Source organism: Pantoea sp. OVA07A (genome assembly GCF_019969975.1).
Lineage (GTDB): Bacteria > Pseudomonadota > Gammaproteobacteria > Enterobacterales > Enterobacteriaceae > Pantoea > Pantoea agglomerans.
This window is the reverse complement of the sequence record NZ_JAHXYM010000001.1, coordinates 707,749-725,986: the sequence shown is the minus strand read 5'-3', so window position 1 is coordinate 725,986 and position 18,238 is coordinate 707,749. Positions and strand designations below refer to the sequence as shown.

Here is an 18,238-nt window from a genome sequence, read left to right as displayed (position 1 = left end):
TACCCGATCATCGCTGTCGCCTGTAGCGGTGATCGAACAAAATGCCTTACTCCCGTTTTACGCCCCGCCGTAAGGGCGTTATCCCCGGAAACAGGTCCCCGCGCTCCCTCATCCTTTCCTGCCCCATCATGACAGGCCTGTCGATATCATCACATTTTCCAATGACCGGTTGCCTTGTAACTTCCCGATGCGCATGACAATATCGCTGCTTGTATAGACATGTACACTCAACTCTGGATTGGGCAAATCACGCTTTCAGTCAACACGTCTCTCACTGTTCCAGCGAGGAATCTATGTCGGTCAAATCATCTGTATCAGATTATTCAGGCTCAGAGAAACAGGGCCTGTCAGAAACCCGCTCCATTGATTACATCCCGTTGGGTGAACGTCATGGTCATCCCTTTAACCAGTTCACGCTCTGGTTTGGTGGCAATCTGCAAATCACGGCTATTGTCACGGGTGCGCTGGCCGTGGTGCTGGGTGGAGACGTCGTGTGGTCTCTTATCGGCTTACTGGTGGGGCAGATTCTGGGTGCAGCGATCATGTCTTTGCATGCGATCCAGGGTCCGCGCCTGGGTTTACCGCAGATGATCACCAGCCGTATGCAGTTTGGCGTGTTTGGTGCTGTTATTCCTCTGGTGCTGGTGTGCATTATGTATGTGGGATTTTCAGCCAGCGGGACAGTATTAGCCGGGCAGGCGCTGGCTAAACTTATCCATGTCAGTCATTCAACCGGGATGATCCTGTTCAGCACCCTCATCGTGATCATTGCGGTGCTGGGCTATCGCGTGATTCATCAACTGGGCAAGCTGGCGAGCGTCATTGGCGTTTTAGCCTTTGCTTATCTGTTTATCACGCTGTTCTCTGCGCATGACTTATCAGCCGTGTGGCAGAATCAGCACTTTACCCTGGCAAATTTCCTGCTGGCGGTCTCCCTGTCTTCATCCTGGCAAATTGCCTTCTGTCCTTATGTCTCTGACTATTCACGCTATCTGCCAGCTGATGTCTCTGCGAAGAAACTCTTCAGTTCAGTCTTTTTTGGCACCGTACTTGGCACGCAGGCGTCAATGACGCTGGGGGTGATTGTCGCTGCCATTGCCGGAAGTGCGTTTGCAGGCAATGAGGTCGGTTACATCGTGAGCATGGGTAGCACGGCGACCATGGCCATGGTGATTTATTTCGCCATTTGCTTTGGAAAAATCACGTTTACCACGCTGAACGCCTACGGCAGTTTTATGTCACTGACCACCATTGTCTCTGGCTTCCGGCAGAAAACCACGCTGAGTCGGGGTGGGCGCATTCTGTTTGTGGTGCTTATGGTTACGCTGGCCTGCGTCATTGCTCTGCTCAGTGAACCGGCCTTTCTGAAATCCTTCACCCACTTCCTGCTGTTTCTGCTGGCTTTCTTTGTGCCGTGGAGCGCGATCAGCCTGACCGATTTCTATCTGATCACCAGGGGCAGGGTTGATGTCCCGGCACTGTCGCAGCCGGACGGGCGCTATGGACGCTGGAACCTGGCCGGTATTACCGTCTATTTTCTGGGCGTGCTGGTGCAACTGCCGTTTATCGATAATCCGCTGCACCATGGATCGCTAACCTGGATTTTTGCCGGTAATGATGTCTCGTGGATCATCGGCTGGTTTGCGACGGCACTGTTATGGCTGATCGCCAGCCGCTGGGATCGTCGGGGCATCCCCGAACAGTCAATTTATCCCGCCCAATAACAAGGTCAGGCCGCCTGAGCGGCTGCCTTTCAGGGAGTGTCACTCTTCGCGGGTGTGTGATCACCCGCGTGTCAGGAAATCCTCTTTTAAGATCAGGCGGCAGAAACGTCCGCTGCGCCGGTCTGCGCCTCTGCCACCAGCGGCTTCTCCGGTTGCAGCAGTGTCATTGCCAGCATACTGCCAAAGGCGATCAGCGCGGTGACGGTAAACATCGCGTTGTAGCCGTAATATTCCGCCAGCCAGCCGCAGAGCATCGGAGAGATAATCGCTGCCAGATTGGCTATCGCCAGCGTCATGCCACTGTAGGTGCCCACCGACGCTTTAGGGGTGACATCAATCACCACCGACCAGTAGACATTGTTTACCAGTGCATTCAGCGCATTGCCCAGGGTCATCAGTGCAATAATCCCCGCAGCCGACTGCACATAGGGGATCTCCATAAAGCAGCAGGCGGTGCCGCACAGCGTGACGGCGGCAAACAGATTGCGCGCCAGACGCAGATTACGGAAGCGAGCCAGCAGGGCATCGGCAATGCGACCGCCCAGCAGCACCGTGATACAGGCGCCGCTCCACGGGATCATCGCGACGTACCACAGTGAGTGCAGATCGTAATGGAAATTATCCTGCAGATATTTCGGCATCCAGGTCACCAGGGTAAAGGTGATGTAGAGGAATGAGAAGTAGCCCAGCGCGTTGCAGACCAGGGTGCGGCTGGTAAAGAAGCGCCACCAGGGCAGTGGTACGCTGTCGCCCGCGCTGCGGCGCTGACCGGTCTGGATAAGCTGACGTTCTGCGGCATTGGTATGTGGACTTTTCTCCGGGCTGTCGCTGAAGGTGCGGGCAAACAGCGCCATCGCCAGCAGGGAGAAAACACCGAGCAGGATAAACATCATGCGCCAGTCATGGGTCAGCAGCAGCAGGCCAACCGCAATCGGGGCGGTCAGCAGCGCGCCAACCTGGGTCGAGAGCAGGCCGATGCCCAGCGCAAAGCCGCGCTCATTATCGGGTGCCCAGTGAGCAATCGCCTTGTTCATCAGCGCATAGGCCGGGCCTTCGGAAAAACCAAACATAATACGAAGGGCAGCAAAGCCCATAATGGCGGATCCGCCAAACAGCGCCATGCCCAGTTCCCCCGCCCAGGCGGTGGCGATCTCCAGCAGCGACCAGAGTACGCCTGCCAGCAGCCAGATCTTTTTCGTGCCGATACGGTCGGCAAGAAAGCCGCCACACAGCGAACCAAACAGATAGCCAAAGCCAAAGTAGCCCAGCACTGCACCGAGCTGGACTTTGCTGAAGTGATACTCCGCCGCAATGGCGTTGGCCGCAAACGACAGGGCGCCGCGATCGATATAGTTGATCAGGGCGATCAGGAACAGCAGTGAAAATATGGTGTAACGGTAACGGCTGGTTGTCATCTCACTTCTCCTGAATAAATGTCTCAGGAGAGCATAAGCAAAATTGATGCCGGAAAGGGCATTTATCCGGCAAACAGCGGACAAGCACAGAATTCGGGCCCCTGAGCCCGCCCCGAATAGGCTTAACTGATCCCGCTAATAATTCGCCTGCGCTTCAATGCGGTGCAGCCGCTGCCTGTCGGTGGTGAGGCTCAGGCGGCGTTATGATGGTTGGGGCTGACGTGTGGCAGCGGGATAACCACGGCTTGCGTGACTGCTTCTGTATCAGCCGTCCCGACCTGGGGTATTTCGCCCACGTGTTGTAAAATCTGCTGCTGATAAGTCGCATCTGCCACCGTAGTCTGTTCACTCAGCAGTACGCCAGCCTCATTGACGTTTTTTCCGTCCACTTTTATTTTGCTGGTGGCACTGGCCAGCATCCACTCATATTCAATGTCGACGTGGCCGCTATCAATACAGCGGATACCGTGCTGACTTAAATCATATGCCAGCACGGTTGCGGTCGGCCCTAATGAAATCAAGACCAGGTCAAAGTTGACGGCATTCTTTAAAACGGTATCAAACAGACGATCATAGACGGAAAAGGCATTACGGTTCAGCGTCGTAATACGTTTCACTTCGCTGGCTCCCTCCAGTAAATCATTGCCTAATCCCAGGCGCGTTCCACTGCCTTCCACAATTAATACCCGGCGGCCCTGATAGAGCTGTTTAAACTTATCAAATATCGTCCGGGATAATTGCTTGCCTTTATAATCGTGATAGGGACGGGTCACCGAGGTATTTCCATACTGGTATTGTTTATTCAGCAGACCCTCATAATATTTAAAATAAAATGATTTATGGAAGAACCAGAACAGGGCCGACCCGCCCCGCATATTACGGGTGGTACGAAAGGCATCCGGCAGACAGATCAGACAGTTCGGGTTGGCTCCTGAATCCTGCTGCAGCAAGGCTTTGAGCCGTGCAGAGAGATTCGGGTCAAATGGCTGAAAACCGATATTTTTATACCAGGTCATTTCCAGTTCATCGTCGCCATAACGGGCCAGAGATAATTGTGGGTTACGTAATAACAGATCGACAGTCTCTTCTATCGACATGACGGAATAACGCTTTACCCGTGCCTGCGCGGCAGGATAGCGAATGGCAGCATTAAGAAACTTAAAAGGGAAACGAAACTTGCGATAAATAGCATGAAGTGCGGTCATAGTTAACCTGCCTGGTTTATTGCTGCCAGAAAAATCCCGCCTGCTGGCCGGATAAACGAATATAAGAGAGCTGATATATATCACAGATAAAATAAGCGTCATGCTACGGAATATCTGAAATCGTTTTCATCGGCAAAATCCCTTTGTTCATTAATCTATTTCCTGAGTGTTATTTTTCAGGAAAATAATAAAAAACGCGTTCAGGCTGGCACAATTAAATCATTTGAACAGCAGCGACACCGCACCAGCGTTGATGAAGCCGCCAATAATAACAGCAGGGCAGTAACATTCCCGATTTCAGCAATAAGAGTTATTTCAGAGCAGAGTTAATAAACCATTATGATTATTTGACTCTGAAAAACTTTCGTCGGGCACACTTTAGCTGGCGTTACAGAAGGGCGGCTTGTCTGTTAATTAATCGCCTTTGAACAAAAGGTGCGGTCGTTAGCAGCCTATGGTTAATTTTTTGTGATGGATATCCCGTAATCAGCCCTTCAGAAAGTAAAAAAAGCGGCCTGACCGCATTAACAGGTGACATTTATAATAAATATTTCTAATGATTAACGCTTATACACGTTTTTACATATTTCGTGCGTAAGTTAAAATCTCGTTGAATTTATGTTTCCAGCTTAACCTTTCAATTGCCGCTAATGACCCGAGGATGGATCATGATCAATAAAATAACCAGTATAATCATGGTGATATTTGCTATCGCCCTGATTTACATGGGAGGACAACTCCTGCTTGCAGGAGGCAGCGCGTTCTATGCGCTGATGGGCGTGGGCGTTCTGCTCAGCGCGATTCTGCTGTTGATGAACAAACGCAGTGCACTGACGCTTTATGCGTTGCTGATGTGGATCACTCTGTTCTGGACTATCTGGGAAGTGGGCTTCGACAAATGGCAGTGGATCCCGCGCGGCGACCTGTTTGGCGTGCTGGGTCTCTGGCTGGCGCTGCCGTGGGTGGTGCGTCCGCTCTATCAGGGGCAGCGTCGTTTCCATCCTTTCCTCGGGGGTTCCGTCGTCCTGATGGTGCTGCTGGTCATCGGTCTCTGCTTCTACGATCCGCTGCCGCAGCAGGGCGCCATTAATACGCCGCGCAACGCCTCTGCGACCGGCGGTGCCGCTGAAGAGTGGAGCGCCTATGGCGGAACCACAGATGGCCAGCGCTTCTCGGCGCTGAAGCAGATCACTAAAGATAACGTGAAAGATCTTGAAGTGGCCTGGACCTATCACACCGGCGACCTGCGTCAGGGTGATGATGCGACCGAATACACCTTTGAAGCGACACCGCTGAAAGCCAACGGCATGCTCTACTTCTGTACGCCGCACAACGAAGTCCATGCTCTTGACCCGGAAACCGGTGCGGTGAAGTGGAAAACGACGCCGGATAAAAACCGCTCTTATCTGCAGCAGCACCAGACCTGTCGTGGCGTGAGCTACTTCGATGCCGGTCAGCAGGCGCAGGCGCAGACGGGCGCATCGCCGGCCATCTGCCGCAAGCGTATCTTCAATGCCACCACCGATGCCCGCCTGCTGGCGCTGGATGCCGATACCGGTAAAGCCTGTGCTGACTTTGGTGACAACGGTGTGGTGAATCTGCGCGCCAACATGGGCGAGGTGCGTCCGCACGCGCTGATGCAGACTGCCGCGCCACTGGTGGCGGGCAACCTGGTGATTGTCGGCGGTTCGGTGATGGATAACGGCTTCAACAGCGGTAACCCATCAGGTGTGATCCGTGCCTATGATGCCGTCAGCGGTCGTCTGGTGTGGAACTTCGATCCGGCTAACCCGGATAACACCGCACCGGTCGCTGAAGGGGCAACCTATCCGCAGGATACCCCGGTCGCCTGGGCCACCCTGAGCGCCGATCTGAAAAACGGCCTGGTCTATGTGCCGTTTGGTAACGCCTCGCCGGATGAAGTGGGACTTGAACGCGATCCCGCCAGCAACACTGAAAAATTCCGTGATGCGCTGGTGGCACTGGATCTGAAAACCGGTGCGTTCAAATGGCGCTATCAGAGTTCAAACCATGACCTCTGGGATCGTGATAACCCGTCACAGCCGTCGCTGGTGGACATCAACTATCAGGGCAAACCGCAACCGGCGGTGATCCTGCCGACCAAAACCGGCAACCTGTTTGTGCTGAACCGCCTGACCGGCGAACCGGTTTATCCGGTAGAGCAGGTTAAGGTCTCCACGGATGGCATTAAAGGCGAGCAGTATGCGGCGACCCAGCCAGTCTCCAGCCTGAACTTCATTCCGCAGCCGCTGACTGAGAAGTCAATGTGGGGCATTACGCCGTTTGACCAGATGGCCTGCCGCACCACGTTCCGTGAGTTGCGCTATGACGGTAACCCGTGGACGCCACCAACGGAGAAAGGCTCGCTGATCTTCCCGGGCAACATCGGGGTGTTTAACTGGGGTTCAGTAGCGGTTGATCCACAGCGTCAGATGCTGATTGCGGCACCGGTACGCCTGGCTTACAAATACAACCTCATCAGACGCACGCCGGAAACCGAAACCCAGCGTACCTTCACCAAAGATGGTACGCCGTACTGGAATGAGAACTTCCACGGTGACTACGCTATCCACATCCAGCAGATGGCGTCGGGTCTGGGTATTCCCTGCATCGCGCCACCGTGGGGACGGATGGTCGGTGTGGATCTGACCACCGGCAAAACCGAATGGCTGCGTCGCGTCGGCACCACCAAAAACCTCAAGACCAGCTTCCTGCCTGGCCGCTTCCCGCTCGGTTTCCCGATGGGCATGGTGGCGCACGGCGGACCGCTGCTGACGGCGGGTGATCTGGTGTTCCACGGTGCAACGGCAGATAACTTCTTCCGTGCTTACGACAGCACCACCGGCGAACTGCTGTGGCAGACTGAACTGAGTGCCGGAGCGCAGGCCACGCCATCCACCTTTATGGGCAAAGATGGCAAGCAGTATGTGGTGATTGCCGCGGGCGGCCACGGCTCGCTCGGCACCACGGCGGGCGACAGCGTTGTCGCTTTCCGTCTGAAGTGATTTTTTAAAAAACCGACCCGCTGAGCGCCGCCCTGGCGCTCAGCTTTTTTCACACCTCTACCTGCCAGATCTCACACCCGGCTTAGCGCGACAACCTGTTGTATTTCATCTCAATTCTTTCATCTCCGCATTCACATCATCTGATAACGCATCGAAACCATTTCGTGACAGCGCTCCCGCTTTAACGATTTCTCCTGCCTGACAGACTTGCGCATTAAGCCGCGAGGCGTAGATTAATATATGACTTCACAATTAATCGTGAATACGAAAAGTACTTCACAATACGCACTCTGAAGGATTGATGCTCATGTCGGAACTGAAATTTGCTACCCGTCTTAACTCTTTCGCCTCGGGGGCGCACCTCTACTGGCCCGATCAGCAGGGCAAGCCCTCTGTGCTGCAGATGGTTGCCCGTGCAGGCAAGGTCAAAGGCTTAACGCATCTCGACCTCAACTTTCCGCAACATCTCACCAGCGATATTCCCACACTGCGCCAGGCGATCAGTGATGCGGGTCTGGCCGTTAACGGTATGCAGATGCGCTGGGACGCGCCGCAGTTCAAAATCGGCGCGTTTACCCATCCCGACGCGAAAGTGCGTCGCGAAGCGATTGAGCTGACCAAGCGCGGCATTGACGCGGGTCGGGAATTTGGTTCACGGCTGATGACGCTGTGGATGGGGCAGGACGGTTTCGATTACTGCTTCCAGGCGGACTATAAGAAGATCTGGGAGGATGCGGTCAGCGCCGTGCGTGAAGTGGCGGAGTATGCACCGGACGTTGACGTCAGCATCGAATATAAACCCAATGAGCCACGCGCCTACAGCATCTTTCCCAACGCCACCACCTGTCTGCTGGCCGTGGAAGAGGCGGGCTGCGCCAACCTGGGGATCACACTGGATTTTGCTCATGTACTGTTTGCCAATGAGATCCCGGCTTACGCCGCCGCTATGGTGGCGCGCCGCTCACGGCTGCTGGGGCTGGACCTTAACGACGGCTGGGGCAAGCGTGATGACGGCCTGATGGTCGGCTCAGTTAACCCACGCGCCACGCTGGAGTTTCTCTGGCAGATGCAGCGTGATGGCTACCGTGGTGCCTACTACTTCGATACCTTCCCGGATGCCAGCGGTCTTGACCCGATCCGTGAGGCAGAAAGCAATATTGCGACCGTGACTCGTCTGCTGAGGCTTTGTGACCAGCTGCACGACAACGCGGCGTTACTGGCGGCCATCGGGCGTCAGGATGCGGTGGCCTCTCAGCAGATCGTCAATGACATCATGCTGGCCCGCTGACAGCCGATTAATCATAAAAACATCACACCTCTACCCAACACCCTGAGAATAAAAAATGAAAAAACGCCTGCTTGCTCTTATCGCCTCCTCACTGCTCTGCAGCACGATTTATGCGGCAGAACTGGCACCGCTGCAATCCGATACTGAACCGGATCGCACCGACTGGACCCAGCTCGACACCAAATATGGCGCACTGCCAAAAGTCGATAAGTCGCTGAAGATTGGCGGGGTATCGAAAACCCTGACCAATGAGTACTGGCGCTCACTCGGCCAGGGCTACCAGAACGCGGCTAAAAAGTATGGTTTCACTGTCGCTTATCAGGCGGCGGCCAATGAAGACGATCAGCTCGGTCAGCTCTCCATTGCGGAAACCCTGATCTCGCAGGGCTTTAACGGCCTGCTGGTTTCGCCGCAGACCGATATCAACCTGGAGCCTGCACTGGAGAGTGCCAACAGTAAAAATATCCCGGTGGTGAACGTTAATGATGCGGTAATGCCGAATGCGCGCTACTACGTCGGCAACGTCCAGAAAGACAATGGCGTGCGGGTGGCGAAATGGTTTATTCAGCACCATCCGCAGGGCGGCAAAGTGGCGGTGATTGAAGGGCAGCCAGGGGTTTATGCCGCCGGACAGCGCACCCGTGGCTTTAAAGAGACGCTGGACAGCGCCGGGAAGTTCACCATCGTGGCCAGCGTGCCCGCTAACTGGAGTCGCGAGCAGGCCTTTAACGCCGCATCGACCATTCTGCAGCAGCATCCTGATTTAATCGGCTTCTACGCTAACAACGACACCATGGCGCTGGGCGTGGTGGAGGCGGTACGCGCGCAGAACAAAGCGTCACAGGTGGCCATCTTTGGCACTGACGGTATTTCCGATGCCTACGCCTCGATTAAGCGCGGCGAGCTGACCGGCACGGTCGACAGTTTCCCGGTGCTGACCGGTGAAGTGGCGATGGACGTCATTATCCGGCTGATCAATGGACAGAAACTGTCGCGCGTTGTCTCGACACCCCAGGCGCTGATCACCAAAGAGAATGTCGAAGCGTTCTCAACCAAAGACAACAACCGGTTGCGTCAGCTGCTGGCTCAACAATAAGTCAGCGGGAGCGGGTATGGAACAGTTTCGCTTAATGATGCGTGGCATCAGCAAAAGTTACGGTAACGCCGCCGCGCTGCAGGATGTCGATTTCTCAGTGCGGCCCGGCGAGGTGCACGCGCTGATTGGGGAAAATGGCGCGGGTAAGTCGACGCTGCTGAATATCCTCTCCGGCGTTCGCGGCGCGGACAGCGGAGAGATCAGCGTCAATGGAAACCGGGTGCAGATCCGCAGTCCGCTCAGCGCCCGTCAGGCCGGGATCGCGATGATCCACCAGGAGTTACAGCATGTGCCTGAGCTTTCCGTGGCGCAGAACATGTTTCTGGGTCGCCCGCTGACCCGCGCCGGGGGCTGGTGGGTGGATAAAAAGGCCCAGCTGGCGCGGGCCACCCTGATTCTGAAGACGCTGGATCCCACTATCGATCCCGATACGCCGATCAGGAACCTCAAGGTATCGCAGCAGCAGATCGTTGAGATTGCCCGGGCGCTGCTGGATGACGCCAAAATCATTGCCATGGATGAACCGACCTCCAGCCTGACGCCACGCGAATTTGACCGGCTGGCGGAGCTGATTGGCGATCTGAAGTCGACCGGCGTCTCGCTGATCTATGTCTCGCACAAGATGAATGAGATTTTCCGGGTGTGCGACCGCGCCACCATTATGCGTGACGGAAAGCAGGTTGGGGTGGTCAACATCAGTGATGAGGATGAGGAGAGCATCGTCGCCAAAATGGTCGGACGGAAGATCGACAAGCTTGACCATCAGGCGTTTGTCACCGATCGCGAAGTGCTGCGGGTAGAGGATCTGACGCGTGGCAATGAGGTGGTGGCGGCAAACTTCAGCGTTCGTGCGGGCGAAGTGCTGGGCATTGCCGGGCTGGTCGGCGCGGGGCGCACCGAACTGCTGAAGCTGATTGCCGGTATCGACAGGCGCACCCGTGGCACGGTGAGCGTCAACGGTGCCGCGGTGAAGAACCACAACGTGCGTGCGGCGATCAAGGCGGGCATTGGCCTGGTACCTGAAGACCGCAAAAAAGAGGGCATTATCAAAGAGCGGGCGGTGAAGATGAATATGGCGCTGCCGTCGATGCACCGCTTCACGTCGGCGGGGCTGATGAACCAGGCCCGGCTGGACCGCGAGGCGCTGAGGGTCATGGGCGACCTGAAACTGCGCCCGCTCGACATTGAGAAAACCATCGGCACGCTGAGCGGCGGCAATCAGCAAAAAGTGATCATCGGCCGCTGGGTTGCGGCGGATACCAATGTGTTTCTGTTTGATGAGCCGACGCGCGGTATCGATATTGGTGCCAAGTCTGAAATCTATCACCTGATTGAAAAACTGGCCCAGGCGGGCAAAGCCATTGTGGTGGTGTCGTCAGAAATGACCGAGATCATGCGCATCTCCGATCGGGTGCTGGTGATGCGCGAGGGCCGGATAACCAAAGAGTTAACCGGCAGCGCGATCACCGAAGAGAACATTGCCCGTTATGCCATCAAAGATATCGACCAGACCGCCTGACCGCTTACCTGACACTATTTAAGGTTATAACTATGACAACTCAGACATCTACCGGGCCGGGTACCCGACCTGCGCTGCGGCTTAAATTTAATCTGCGTGATGCCGGTACCTTAATTGGCTTACTGATTATCGTGGTGACATTTTCGTTTCTGTCGCCGGTCTTTTTCACCCTGCCTAATCTGCTGAATATTCTGCAGCAGTCCTCAATCAACGCCCTGATCGCACTGGGCATGACGCTGGTGATTATCTCCGGCGGGATTGACCTCTCGGTCGGCCCCACGGCGGCGCTCTCTGCGGTGCTGGGTGCAACCCTGATGGCATCGGGCGTGCCGGTGCCGCTGGCGATCCTCGCGACGCTGGGTGTGGGCGCGATGTGCGGGCTGTTCAGCGGCACGCTGATCGCCTATGCCGGGCTGCAGCCGTTTATTGTGACGCTGGGCGGCCTGTCGCTGTTCCGGGCGATAGCGCTGATCTACACCGGCGGCAATCCCATCTTTGGTATTCCGCTGGAATTTCGCAGCCTGATCAACAGTACGCTTTTCGGTATCCCCACGCCGATTGTGATTGTGGCGGTGATTGCGCTGCTGCTGTGGACGGTGATGAATAAGACCCCGCTGGGGGAATATATTCTGGCGATTGGCGGCAATGAAGAGGCGGCGCGGGTCGCAGGTGTGCCGGTTAAGCGCACCAAGGTCACGGTCTATATCTTCTCCGGCCTGCTTGCCTCACTGGCCTCGCTGATTCTGATTGGTCGTCTGGGGGCTGCCGAACCGACCATCGGCAACCTGTGGGAACTGGATGCGATTGCGGCGGCGGCCATTGGCGGTGCGTCGTTAATGGGCGGCAAGGGCAGTATCTTCGGGACGCTGATCGGCGTGGTTATCCTCGGTGCGTTACGTAATGGCTTGACCTTACTGAACATTCAGGCCTTTTACCAATTGCTCGCTACCGGCCTTATTATTATCATAGCGATGTTGATTGACCGGGCGACCCGAGGCAAGTAATGAAGCAAGATCCGCGAGCCATTGGCGCTCAGATTCGTATGCGTTTGCCCCAGCTGACGCCGTTAGAACGTCGGGTAGCTGAGGCGATAATTGCCCGAACCGACATTACCGAGCAATCCTCATTAAAGGAGATTGCGCGGGAGAATAATGTCTCTGAAGCGATGATCGTTAAGATTACCAAAAAACTTAACTTCACCGGCTTCAGGCATTTCAGAAGTGGCCTGATCTATTACAACCAGTCTGAAGTGGCAGGGCTGCATGCGGAAATTGAGCCGGATGATTCGTCGGAGCAGTTGCTGGCCAAAGTTTTCAGAACCTCTATCCAGGCGATTGAAGAGACCTTATCGATTCTGGATGTTTCTGAATTCAATCGTGCGGCGGACATTATCTTTAAAGCGCGTCATATCGATCTCTACGCCGTGGGCGGTTCTGCCGCCGTGGCGCGGGACCTGTCACACAAGATGCTGAAGATTGGCATTAAGTCGACTGCCTATGACGATGCCCACATCATGCTGATGTCAGCCGCCGTGTTATCTGATGACGATGTGGTTATCGCCATCAGCCATTCGGGTGCTACGCGCGCGGTGAACGATCCGGTCAGACTGGCGGGGAGGAATGGCGCGAAAGTTATCGCCATTACCAACTACGCCGAATCCCCGATCGCGAAGAGTGCGCATGTGGTCCTCAATTCAACCTCTCAGGGATCGCATCTGCTGGGTGAAAACGCCGCGTCACGCATCGCCCAGCTCAATATTCTGGATGCGCTGTTTGTCGCTATCGCCAAGAAAGATCTGAAGCGGGCGGAGAAGAACCTGATGAAAACCCAGCATGCGGTTCAGGATCTGCGGGAATTCTAGCTATGAGCAAAATTGCAGTCACCGGCAGTCTTCACTACGACATTATGCTGGATGCACACCATCGCCCGGAAAAAGGCGAAACGGTGATGGGCAGCGCCTGTCACTATAAGTTTGGTGGCAAGGGGGGGAATCAGGCCGTCGCAGCGGCACGCGCGGGTGCCGCAGTGCGCTTCGCCGGTTCAGTGGGGCGCGATCAGCAGGGGCAATTCCTGCTGGATCATCTGCAGCAGGCCGGGGTCGATTGCACCGCCGTCAGCATCATTGATGCGCTTCCCTCCGGGATGAGCGTGGCGATTACCGATGCCGAAGGAGATTACGGTGCGGTGGTGGTCTCCAATGCCAATCAGCAGATCCCGCTGGAGACCTTTGAGCAGCCCGGCTTCTGGCAGGGGGTGTCGCTGCTGGTGCTGCAAAATGAAGTCCCGGAAGCGGTGAACCTCTGTGCGGCCCAGGCGGCACAGCAGCGGGGGATTACGGTCTGCGTCAATGCCGCGCCCGCCCGGCCGTTGTCAGCCGCGTTTGAAAACTGTATTGATCTGCTGGTGGTGAACGCCATTGAAGCGCGCGATATGTGCGGGATTAGCGTGCAGGATCTGACGTCGGCGCGCTCAGCGGCAGAATCGCTGGCCAGCCGGTTTGCCAGAGTGGTGGTTACCGCTGGGGAACATGGTGTGGCTTACAGCGAGGCGGGAGAGACGCATACACTGGCGGCGCAGAAGGTGACACTGGTAAGCACCCACGGTGCCGGGGATTGTTTTGTCGGCGTGTTGTGTCAGAGCCTGAGTAGCGGGGCAACGCTGGCAGAAGCGGTGAGTGCGGCAAATCGTGCAGCTGCCGAACACGTTTCCCGGCAGCCGCACTGATTAATGGCGTGCCACGTCAGTGACGCGGCACGCTAACGTCATCAGGCGCCGACGTTCACCACGGTTTTACCAAAGTTTTTGCCATTCAGCATATCGATAAACGCCTGTGGCGCGTTCTCTAATCCTTCAATCATGTGCTCGCGATAGTGGATTTTTTTGTTCTCCACCAGCGGACGCATCGCCTCCAGGAACTCAGGGTAACGGTCACCATAATCCTGGAAGATGATAAAGCCCTGCATACGGATACGGCGTTTCAGAATGCCCGCCATGATCAGAGAGGTTCTGTCCGGGCCTTGCGGCAGCTCACGCTGGCTGTAAGCCGAGACCAGACCACAGACCGGCACGCGCGCAGCGGTGTTCAGCAGCGGGAATACGGCATCAAACACTTTGCCGCCGACGTTTTCGAAGTAGATATCGATGCCATCCGGGCAGGCGTTTTTCAGCTGCTCTTCAAAGTCGGCGCTGTGGTGATCGAGGCAGGCATCAAAGCCCAGCGTATCGACCGCGTAACGGCATTTCTCTTCACCGCCCGCCACACCAACGACACGGCAGCCTTTCTGTTTACCCAGCTGGCCGACCGTTGCGCCCACCGGACCGGTTGCGGCGGCAACGACCAGGGTTTCACCCGCTTTTGGCTGACCAATATCCATCAGACCCATATAGGCGGTAAAGCCTGGCATACCGAGAATACCCAGCGCCCATGAGGGATGAGGCAGATCGTTGCCCAGCTTCGCAATCTCTTTGCCATCGGAGACGGCATATTCCTGCCAGCCGCTCTGCGCCAGCACCCAGTCACCGGTCTTAAAATCACTGTTTTTCGATTCGGCGACCTGACAGACGGTGCCGCCCACCATCGGCTGATCCAGCTCTGCCGGCGCGGCGTAGGATTTACCCTCGTCCATCCGCCCACGCATGTAGGGGTCAAGCGAGAGATAGATGGTTTTCAGCAGTACTTCACCCTCTTTGATTTCCGGGACGGGCTGCGCCACATGGCGGAAATTCTCTTTGGTCGGCTCACCGTGTGGGCGTGAAGCCAGTAACCAGGCATGGTTCTGGGTTGCTTGTTCAGTCATATTGTCATCCTTTTATAGCCGGGCAATGCTCAGGGCATCACCATATGAATACCGGGAAAGTGTAGATGACAGCGGTGGGAATGCGTTTAGCGCTGTGAGCGGTAAACTGATTTACCGATAACAGGGCATAGGGTGCTAACCACGGGGACACAGCGGATGCAGGACCATTGGCGTCATGGATTCAGTCTGATGGCTGTTCACATCCGCTTGCAAAAAACGGGCAGGCGAGTCAACAGCAGTGCGGCATGACACGCATCCTGGTCAGAGGGAGGCGACTATCATTACGCTTCACCACAAGACTTACAGGGCCAGGGCATATTTTGCGATTGCCGAAACAGAGAAGCTAAAACGCTTCTAGACCGGGTTTTACAGCATCCGCCCCGTGATGTAATGTATGAAGTGAATACCGCCATAGGCGAAGGAGGAAGAGGTTATGTACTCAAAACACGATATTTCAACCCTGAAAAAAATGACAGTTGCAGAGCGTAAAACGGAAGCAATGCGTCAGCTCAAAGAATCTTTTGATCTTGCGGAGCGCTCAGGCACAGTGCGTTCACGCGAAGCAAAGGCTGGTTGACTGTCAGCTTCCTCCAAAACCCGCTAAGGCGGGTTTTTTTATGCCTTCAATTTATGGGCATGGGAAGTTGCTGCGCATCCGGCGTCATAGGAAGCTCTGAAGATTGTGATAAATATCAGTGAACTCTACAGGGAGAGAACCATGATTATCCAGCATCTGCGTATTGCCCGACCGGTGACAGACCTGACGCAAAGCAGTCAGAACTATTGCCACGGGCTGGGGTTGCAAGAAATCGGTGAGTTTACTGATCATCAGGGGTTCAGTGGCGTGATGCTGGGCGCTGAAGGGGTGGGCTGGCATCTCGAATTCACGCTCTGTCACACGCATCCCGTCCGGCCATCGCCGACAGATGAGGACCTGCTGGTGCTCTACATTCCGCAACGGCCTGACTGGCTGGCCCGATGTGCCTGTATGGATGAGGCAGGATTTATGCGGGTTCCTGCATTGAATCCTTACTGGGATCAACGGGGCGTGACATTTATCGACAGGGATGGTTATCGTGTTGTTATCCAGCATGCAGCCTGGCAATCCGCAATCTGACCTGTACCGGAGTTCACCCTGAACATTCTTTGCTTTCACACCGCGGCCAGTAATATCGCGATATTTGATGATGCCGCCAGCGCACTGGCGCGTGACAATCCGCCGCTGAATCATCTGGTGATGCCTGCGCTGCTGGCAGAAGCGGAATGCAGCGGCGGGATGACGACTGCGTTACGCCGCCGTATTGCCCAAATGATTGAAACGCTGCTGCCGCAGTTTGATGCGGTACTGATCACCTGCTCGACGCTGGGGCCGGTTGCCGGTGATTTCAGCGCACAGGATCGGGTTATGCGCACCGACGGGATGTTGGCGGAGGCGCTGCAGCGTCAGGCAGGGCGCACAGTCGCGCTCTGTGCGGCAGAATCAACGCTGGCGGCGACGCGGGCACTTTTCTGTCAGCCCGGCAGCCAGGTGGAGGTCGCGCTGGTGGAGGGAGCGTGGACGGCGTTTAAAGCGGGGGAGACAACACGCTATTTTGCATTGATTGCAGCAGCAGCAGAGCAGGCTTATCAGCAGGGAGCCGTTGCGGTGGCCCTGGCGCAAAGCTCAATGACGCCCGTAGCACAGCAGTTTCCTGACACACAGCGACCATTGACCGGTCCGCATCTTGCGCTGCAGGCCTGCTACGAACTCAGATGACCGTCACACCTTGCTGGCTCAGCGCCTGTCGCAGCGCCTCGTCCGGCTGCGTTTCCACGACCAGCGTGCTGGCCAGCGACAGGTCGCCTATGGCAAATGCCGAGCCGGAGTTAAGCTTTTCCGCTGACGCCAGCACCACGGTTTCCGCTGCGCGTCCTGCCAGCGCACGCTTGACCGTCGCCTCTTCGAAATTACCGGTGGTCAAGCCTGCCGCCGGATGCACGCCGGTGACGCCCATAAAAAAGAGATCGGCATTGATGCGGTTGATCGACTCCAGCATCGCTGCGCCCACCGTCACCACTGAATGTTTATAGAGCTGCCCGCCAATCAGTATGATCTCCACGAGTGGATGATCGGCTAACGCCAGCGCCACGCTGGGACTGTGCGTGACCGCGGTAAAGCTCAGCGTGGCGGGTAACCGTCGCACCAGTTCCGCGCTGGTTGTCCCGCCATCAATCAGTACGATCTGCCCCGGCTGAATCAGCGAAACGGCTTTTTGCGCGATAACCTGTTTGGAAGCAGTCTGCACGCTTTTGCGCGTTTCAAAGGTGGCCAGCGCAGCGGAAACCGGCAGCGCGCCGCCATGTACCCGCTGCAATAATCCTTCTGCCGCCAGTTCACGCAGGTCGCGGCGGATAGAGTCTTCGGAGAGGCCAAATCGCTGGCTGAGGTCCCGCGACTGCACCTGTTTTTCCTGGGCGAGCAGGGCAAGAATCGTCTGTTTTCGCTGGCTGGATAGCATAACTGGCCTTTGCATGCTTTTTCTTGAATTTGCACGATTATGCATGATAGCGTGATGGCTGTCTACCTATCCTGGAGAGCATCATGCAGCAGAACCATCCCCGCGTGCGCATCATCAATGAGCAGTTGCTGTCAGACAACTGGTATACCCTGAAGAAATATACGTTCTCACTGCTGCGCCGTGACGGTCGCTGGCAGGAGCAGAGCCGTGAAGCCTATGACCGCGGTAACGGCGCAGTGATCCTGCTCTACAACCGTGACAAACGTACGGTGGTACTGACCCGTCAGTTTCGCTTTCCGATTTTCCTTAACGGGCATGATGGCTTTCTGATTGAAGCGGCCGCCGGTCTGCTGGATAACGCCTCGCCGGAAGCGCGTATTGTTGCCGAAGCCGAAGAGGAAACCGGTTTTCGCGTCAGCCATGTCCAGAAGGTGTTTGAAGCCTTTATGAGCCCCGGTTCGGTTACTGAAAAACTCTACTTTTTTATTGCCGAGTATGGCGATCAGCAGCGTAGCGGTGAAGGCGGCGGAATAGCGGAAGAGGGTGAGGATATTGAGGTGCTTGAGATCGGTTTCGACCAGGCGCTACAGGCGATTGACCAGGGTGAGATTGTGGATGCCAAGACCATCATGCTGCTGCAGCATCTGCGGCTGAAAGGCATTTTATAAGA

16 protein-coding genes are annotated in these 18,238 nt (G+C 55.9%); 12 read left to right on the top strand and 4 right to left on the bottom strand.

Going from position 1 to position 18,238, the window contains the following annotated elements:
- Window positions 1-293 precede the first annotated feature (293 nt).
- Window positions 294-1,724, top strand: a complete 1,431-nt coding sequence (locus LC417_RS03325) for a cytosine permease (RefSeq protein WP_045140358.1) — start codon at window positions 294-296, stop codon at window positions 1,722-1,724.
- A 92-nt stretch (window positions 1,725-1,816) separates the two neighbouring features.
- Here the strand turns inward: LC417_RS03325 and LC417_RS03320 are convergent, their stop codons facing one another.
- The gene (locus tag LC417_RS03320; protein ID WP_223565452.1) at window positions 1,817-3,139 is read right to left on the bottom strand and encodes an MFS transporter; all 1,323 of its coding nucleotides are present in this window, start codon (window positions 3,137-3,139) and stop codon (window positions 1,817-1,819) included.
- 191 nt (window positions 3,140-3,330) lie between these two features.
- Window positions 3,331-4,344, bottom strand: coding sequence for a GT-D fold domain-containing glycosyltransferase (locus tag LC417_RS03315; RefSeq protein ID WP_223565451.1), 1,014 nt, complete (start codon window positions 4,342-4,344; stop codon window positions 3,331-3,333).
- A gap of 668 nt (window positions 4,345-5,012) precedes the next feature.
- On the opposite strand from LC417_RS03315, the gene LC417_RS03310 reads away from it, so the two are divergent.
- The 7 genes from LC417_RS03310 (at window position 5,013) to LC417_RS03280 (ending at window position 13,997) form a co-directional block, all read left to right on the top strand.
- The gene (locus LC417_RS03310; protein ID WP_010670139.1) at window positions 5,013-7,370 is read left to right on the top strand and encodes a membrane-bound PQQ-dependent dehydrogenase, glucose/quinate/shikimate family; all 2,358 of its coding nucleotides are present in this window, start codon (window positions 5,013-5,015) and stop codon (window positions 7,368-7,370) included.
- Window positions 7,371-7,677: 307 nt separating this feature from the next.
- Window positions 7,678-8,658 carry a TIM barrel protein gene (locus LC417_RS03305; RefSeq protein ID WP_022625661.1) on the top strand — a complete coding sequence of 327 codons (981 nt, stop codon included), beginning with the start codon at window positions 7,678-7,680 and terminating at the stop codon, window positions 8,656-8,658.
- Between the two features lie 55 nt (window positions 8,659-8,713).
- Window positions 8,714-9,754, top strand: a complete 1,041-nt coding sequence (locus LC417_RS03300) for a substrate-binding domain-containing protein (RefSeq protein ID WP_223565450.1) — start codon at window positions 8,714-8,716, stop codon at window positions 9,752-9,754.
- Between the two features lie 16 nt (window positions 9,755-9,770).
- A complete protein-coding gene (locus LC417_RS03295) occupies window positions 9,771-11,273 on the top strand; it encodes a sugar ABC transporter ATP-binding protein (RefSeq protein ID WP_223565449.1) in 1,503 nt (500 codons plus the stop codon).
- Window positions 11,274-11,305: 32 nt separating this feature from the next.
- Window positions 11,306-12,277: an ABC transporter permease gene (locus LC417_RS03290; RefSeq protein WP_010244946.1), complete on the top strand. Its 972-nt coding sequence runs from the start codon at window positions 11,306-11,308 to the stop codon at window positions 12,275-12,277.
- A complete protein-coding gene (locus LC417_RS03285; RefSeq protein ID WP_010244943.1) occupies window positions 12,277-13,134 on the top strand; it encodes a MurR/RpiR family transcriptional regulator in 858 nt (285 codons plus the stop codon). Before LC417_RS03290 ends, LC417_RS03285 begins: the two co-directional genes overlap by 1 nt.
- Window positions 13,135-13,136: 2 nt before the next feature.
- Window positions 13,137-13,997 (top strand): PfkB family carbohydrate kinase, encoded by an 861-nt coding sequence (locus LC417_RS03280; protein WP_223565448.1) that lies wholly within the window; start codon window positions 13,137-13,139, stop codon window positions 13,995-13,997.
- 41 nt (window positions 13,998-14,038) lie between these two features.
- On the opposite strand, the gene LC417_RS03275 is transcribed toward LC417_RS03280, so the two are convergent.
- Window positions 14,039-15,070: an NADP-dependent oxidoreductase gene (locus LC417_RS03275; RefSeq protein ID WP_010244937.1), complete on the bottom strand. Its 1,032-nt coding sequence runs from the start codon at window positions 15,068-15,070 to the stop codon at window positions 14,039-14,041.
- A gap of 433 nt (window positions 15,071-15,503) precedes the next feature.
- Here LC417_RS03275 and LC417_RS03270 point away from each other — a divergent pair, with 433 nt between their 5' ends.
- The 3 genes from LC417_RS03270 (at window position 15,504) to LC417_RS03260 (ending at window position 16,826) form a co-directional block, all read left to right on the top strand.
- Window positions 15,504-15,647, top strand: coding sequence for a hypothetical protein (locus LC417_RS03270; protein WP_223565447.1), 144 nt, complete (start codon window positions 15,504-15,506; stop codon window positions 15,645-15,647).
- A 141-nt stretch (window positions 15,648-15,788) separates the two neighbouring features.
- Window positions 15,789-16,187, top strand: a complete 399-nt coding sequence (locus tag LC417_RS03265) for a VOC family protein (RefSeq protein ID WP_223565446.1) — start codon at window positions 15,789-15,791, stop codon at window positions 16,185-16,187.
- Between the two features lie 120 nt (window positions 16,188-16,307).
- The gene (locus LC417_RS03260; protein WP_223565716.1) at window positions 16,308-16,826 is read left to right on the top strand and encodes a glutamate racemase; all 519 of its coding nucleotides are present in this window, start codon (window positions 16,308-16,310) and stop codon (window positions 16,824-16,826) included.
- Here LC417_RS03260 and LC417_RS03255 read toward each other — a convergent pair.
- On the bottom strand, window positions 16,819-17,568 hold the full coding sequence (locus tag LC417_RS03255) for a DeoR/GlpR family DNA-binding transcription regulator (protein ID WP_223565715.1): 750 nt from the start codon (window positions 17,566-17,568) through the stop codon (window positions 16,819-16,821). The genes LC417_RS03260 and LC417_RS03255 overlap by 8 nt on opposite strands.
- A gap of 83 nt (window positions 17,569-17,651) precedes the next feature.
- On the opposite strand from LC417_RS03255, the gene LC417_RS03250 reads away from it, so the two are divergent.
- Entirely contained in the window at window positions 17,652-18,236 is a 585-nt protein-coding gene (locus LC417_RS03250; RefSeq protein ID WP_010670144.1) for an NUDIX domain-containing protein, read from the top strand.
- Window positions 18,237-18,238 lie beyond the last annotated feature (2 nt).

Bases quoted from the DNA above. Each gene is read 5' to 3' on its own strand.
- LC417_RS03325 (WP_045140358.1), top strand. From the start codon at position 294: ATGTCGGTCAAATCATCTGTATCAGATTATTCAGGCTCAGAGAAACAG.
- LC417_RS03320 (WP_223565452.1), bottom strand. From the start codon at position 3,139: ATGACAACCAGCCGTTACCGTTACACCATATTTTCACTGCTGTTCCTG.
- LC417_RS03315 (WP_223565451.1), bottom strand. From the start codon at position 4,344: ATGACCGCACTTCATGCTATTTATCGCAAGTTTCGTTTCCCTTTTAAG.
- LC417_RS03310 (WP_010670139.1), top strand. From the start codon at position 5,013: ATGATCAATAAAATAACCAGTATAATCATGGTGATATTTGCTATCGCC.
- LC417_RS03305 (WP_022625661.1), top strand. From the start codon at position 7,678: ATGTCGGAACTGAAATTTGCTACCCGTCTTAACTCTTTCGCCTCGGGG.
- LC417_RS03300 (WP_223565450.1), top strand. From the start codon at position 8,714: ATGAAAAAACGCCTGCTTGCTCTTATCGCCTCCTCACTGCTCTGCAGC.
- LC417_RS03295 (WP_223565449.1), top strand. From the start codon at position 9,771: ATGGAACAGTTTCGCTTAATGATGCGTGGCATCAGCAAAAGTTACGGT.
- LC417_RS03290 (WP_010244946.1), top strand. From the start codon at position 11,306: ATGACAACTCAGACATCTACCGGGCCGGGTACCCGACCTGCGCTGCGG.
- LC417_RS03285 (WP_010244943.1), top strand. From the start codon at position 12,277: ATGAAGCAAGATCCGCGAGCCATTGGCGCTCAGATTCGTATGCGTTTG.
- LC417_RS03280 (WP_223565448.1), top strand. From the start codon at position 13,137: ATGAGCAAAATTGCAGTCACCGGCAGTCTTCACTACGACATTATGCTG.
- LC417_RS03275 (WP_010244937.1), bottom strand. From the start codon at position 15,070: ATGACTGAACAAGCAACCCAGAACCATGCCTGGTTACTGGCTTCACGC.
- LC417_RS03270 (WP_223565447.1), top strand. From the start codon at position 15,504: ATGTACTCAAAACACGATATTTCAACCCTGAAAAAAATGACAGTTGCA.
- LC417_RS03265 (WP_223565446.1), top strand. From the start codon at position 15,789: ATGATTATCCAGCATCTGCGTATTGCCCGACCGGTGACAGACCTGACG.
- LC417_RS03260 (WP_223565716.1), top strand. From the start codon at position 16,308: ATGCCTGCGCTGCTGGCAGAAGCGGAATGCAGCGGCGGGATGACGACT.
- LC417_RS03255 (WP_223565715.1), bottom strand. From the start codon at position 17,568: ATGCTATCCAGCCAGCGAAAACAGACGATTCTTGCCCTGCTCGCCCAG.
- LC417_RS03250 (WP_010670144.1), top strand. From the start codon at position 17,652: ATGCAGCAGAACCATCCCCGCGTGCGCATCATCAATGAGCAGTTGCTG.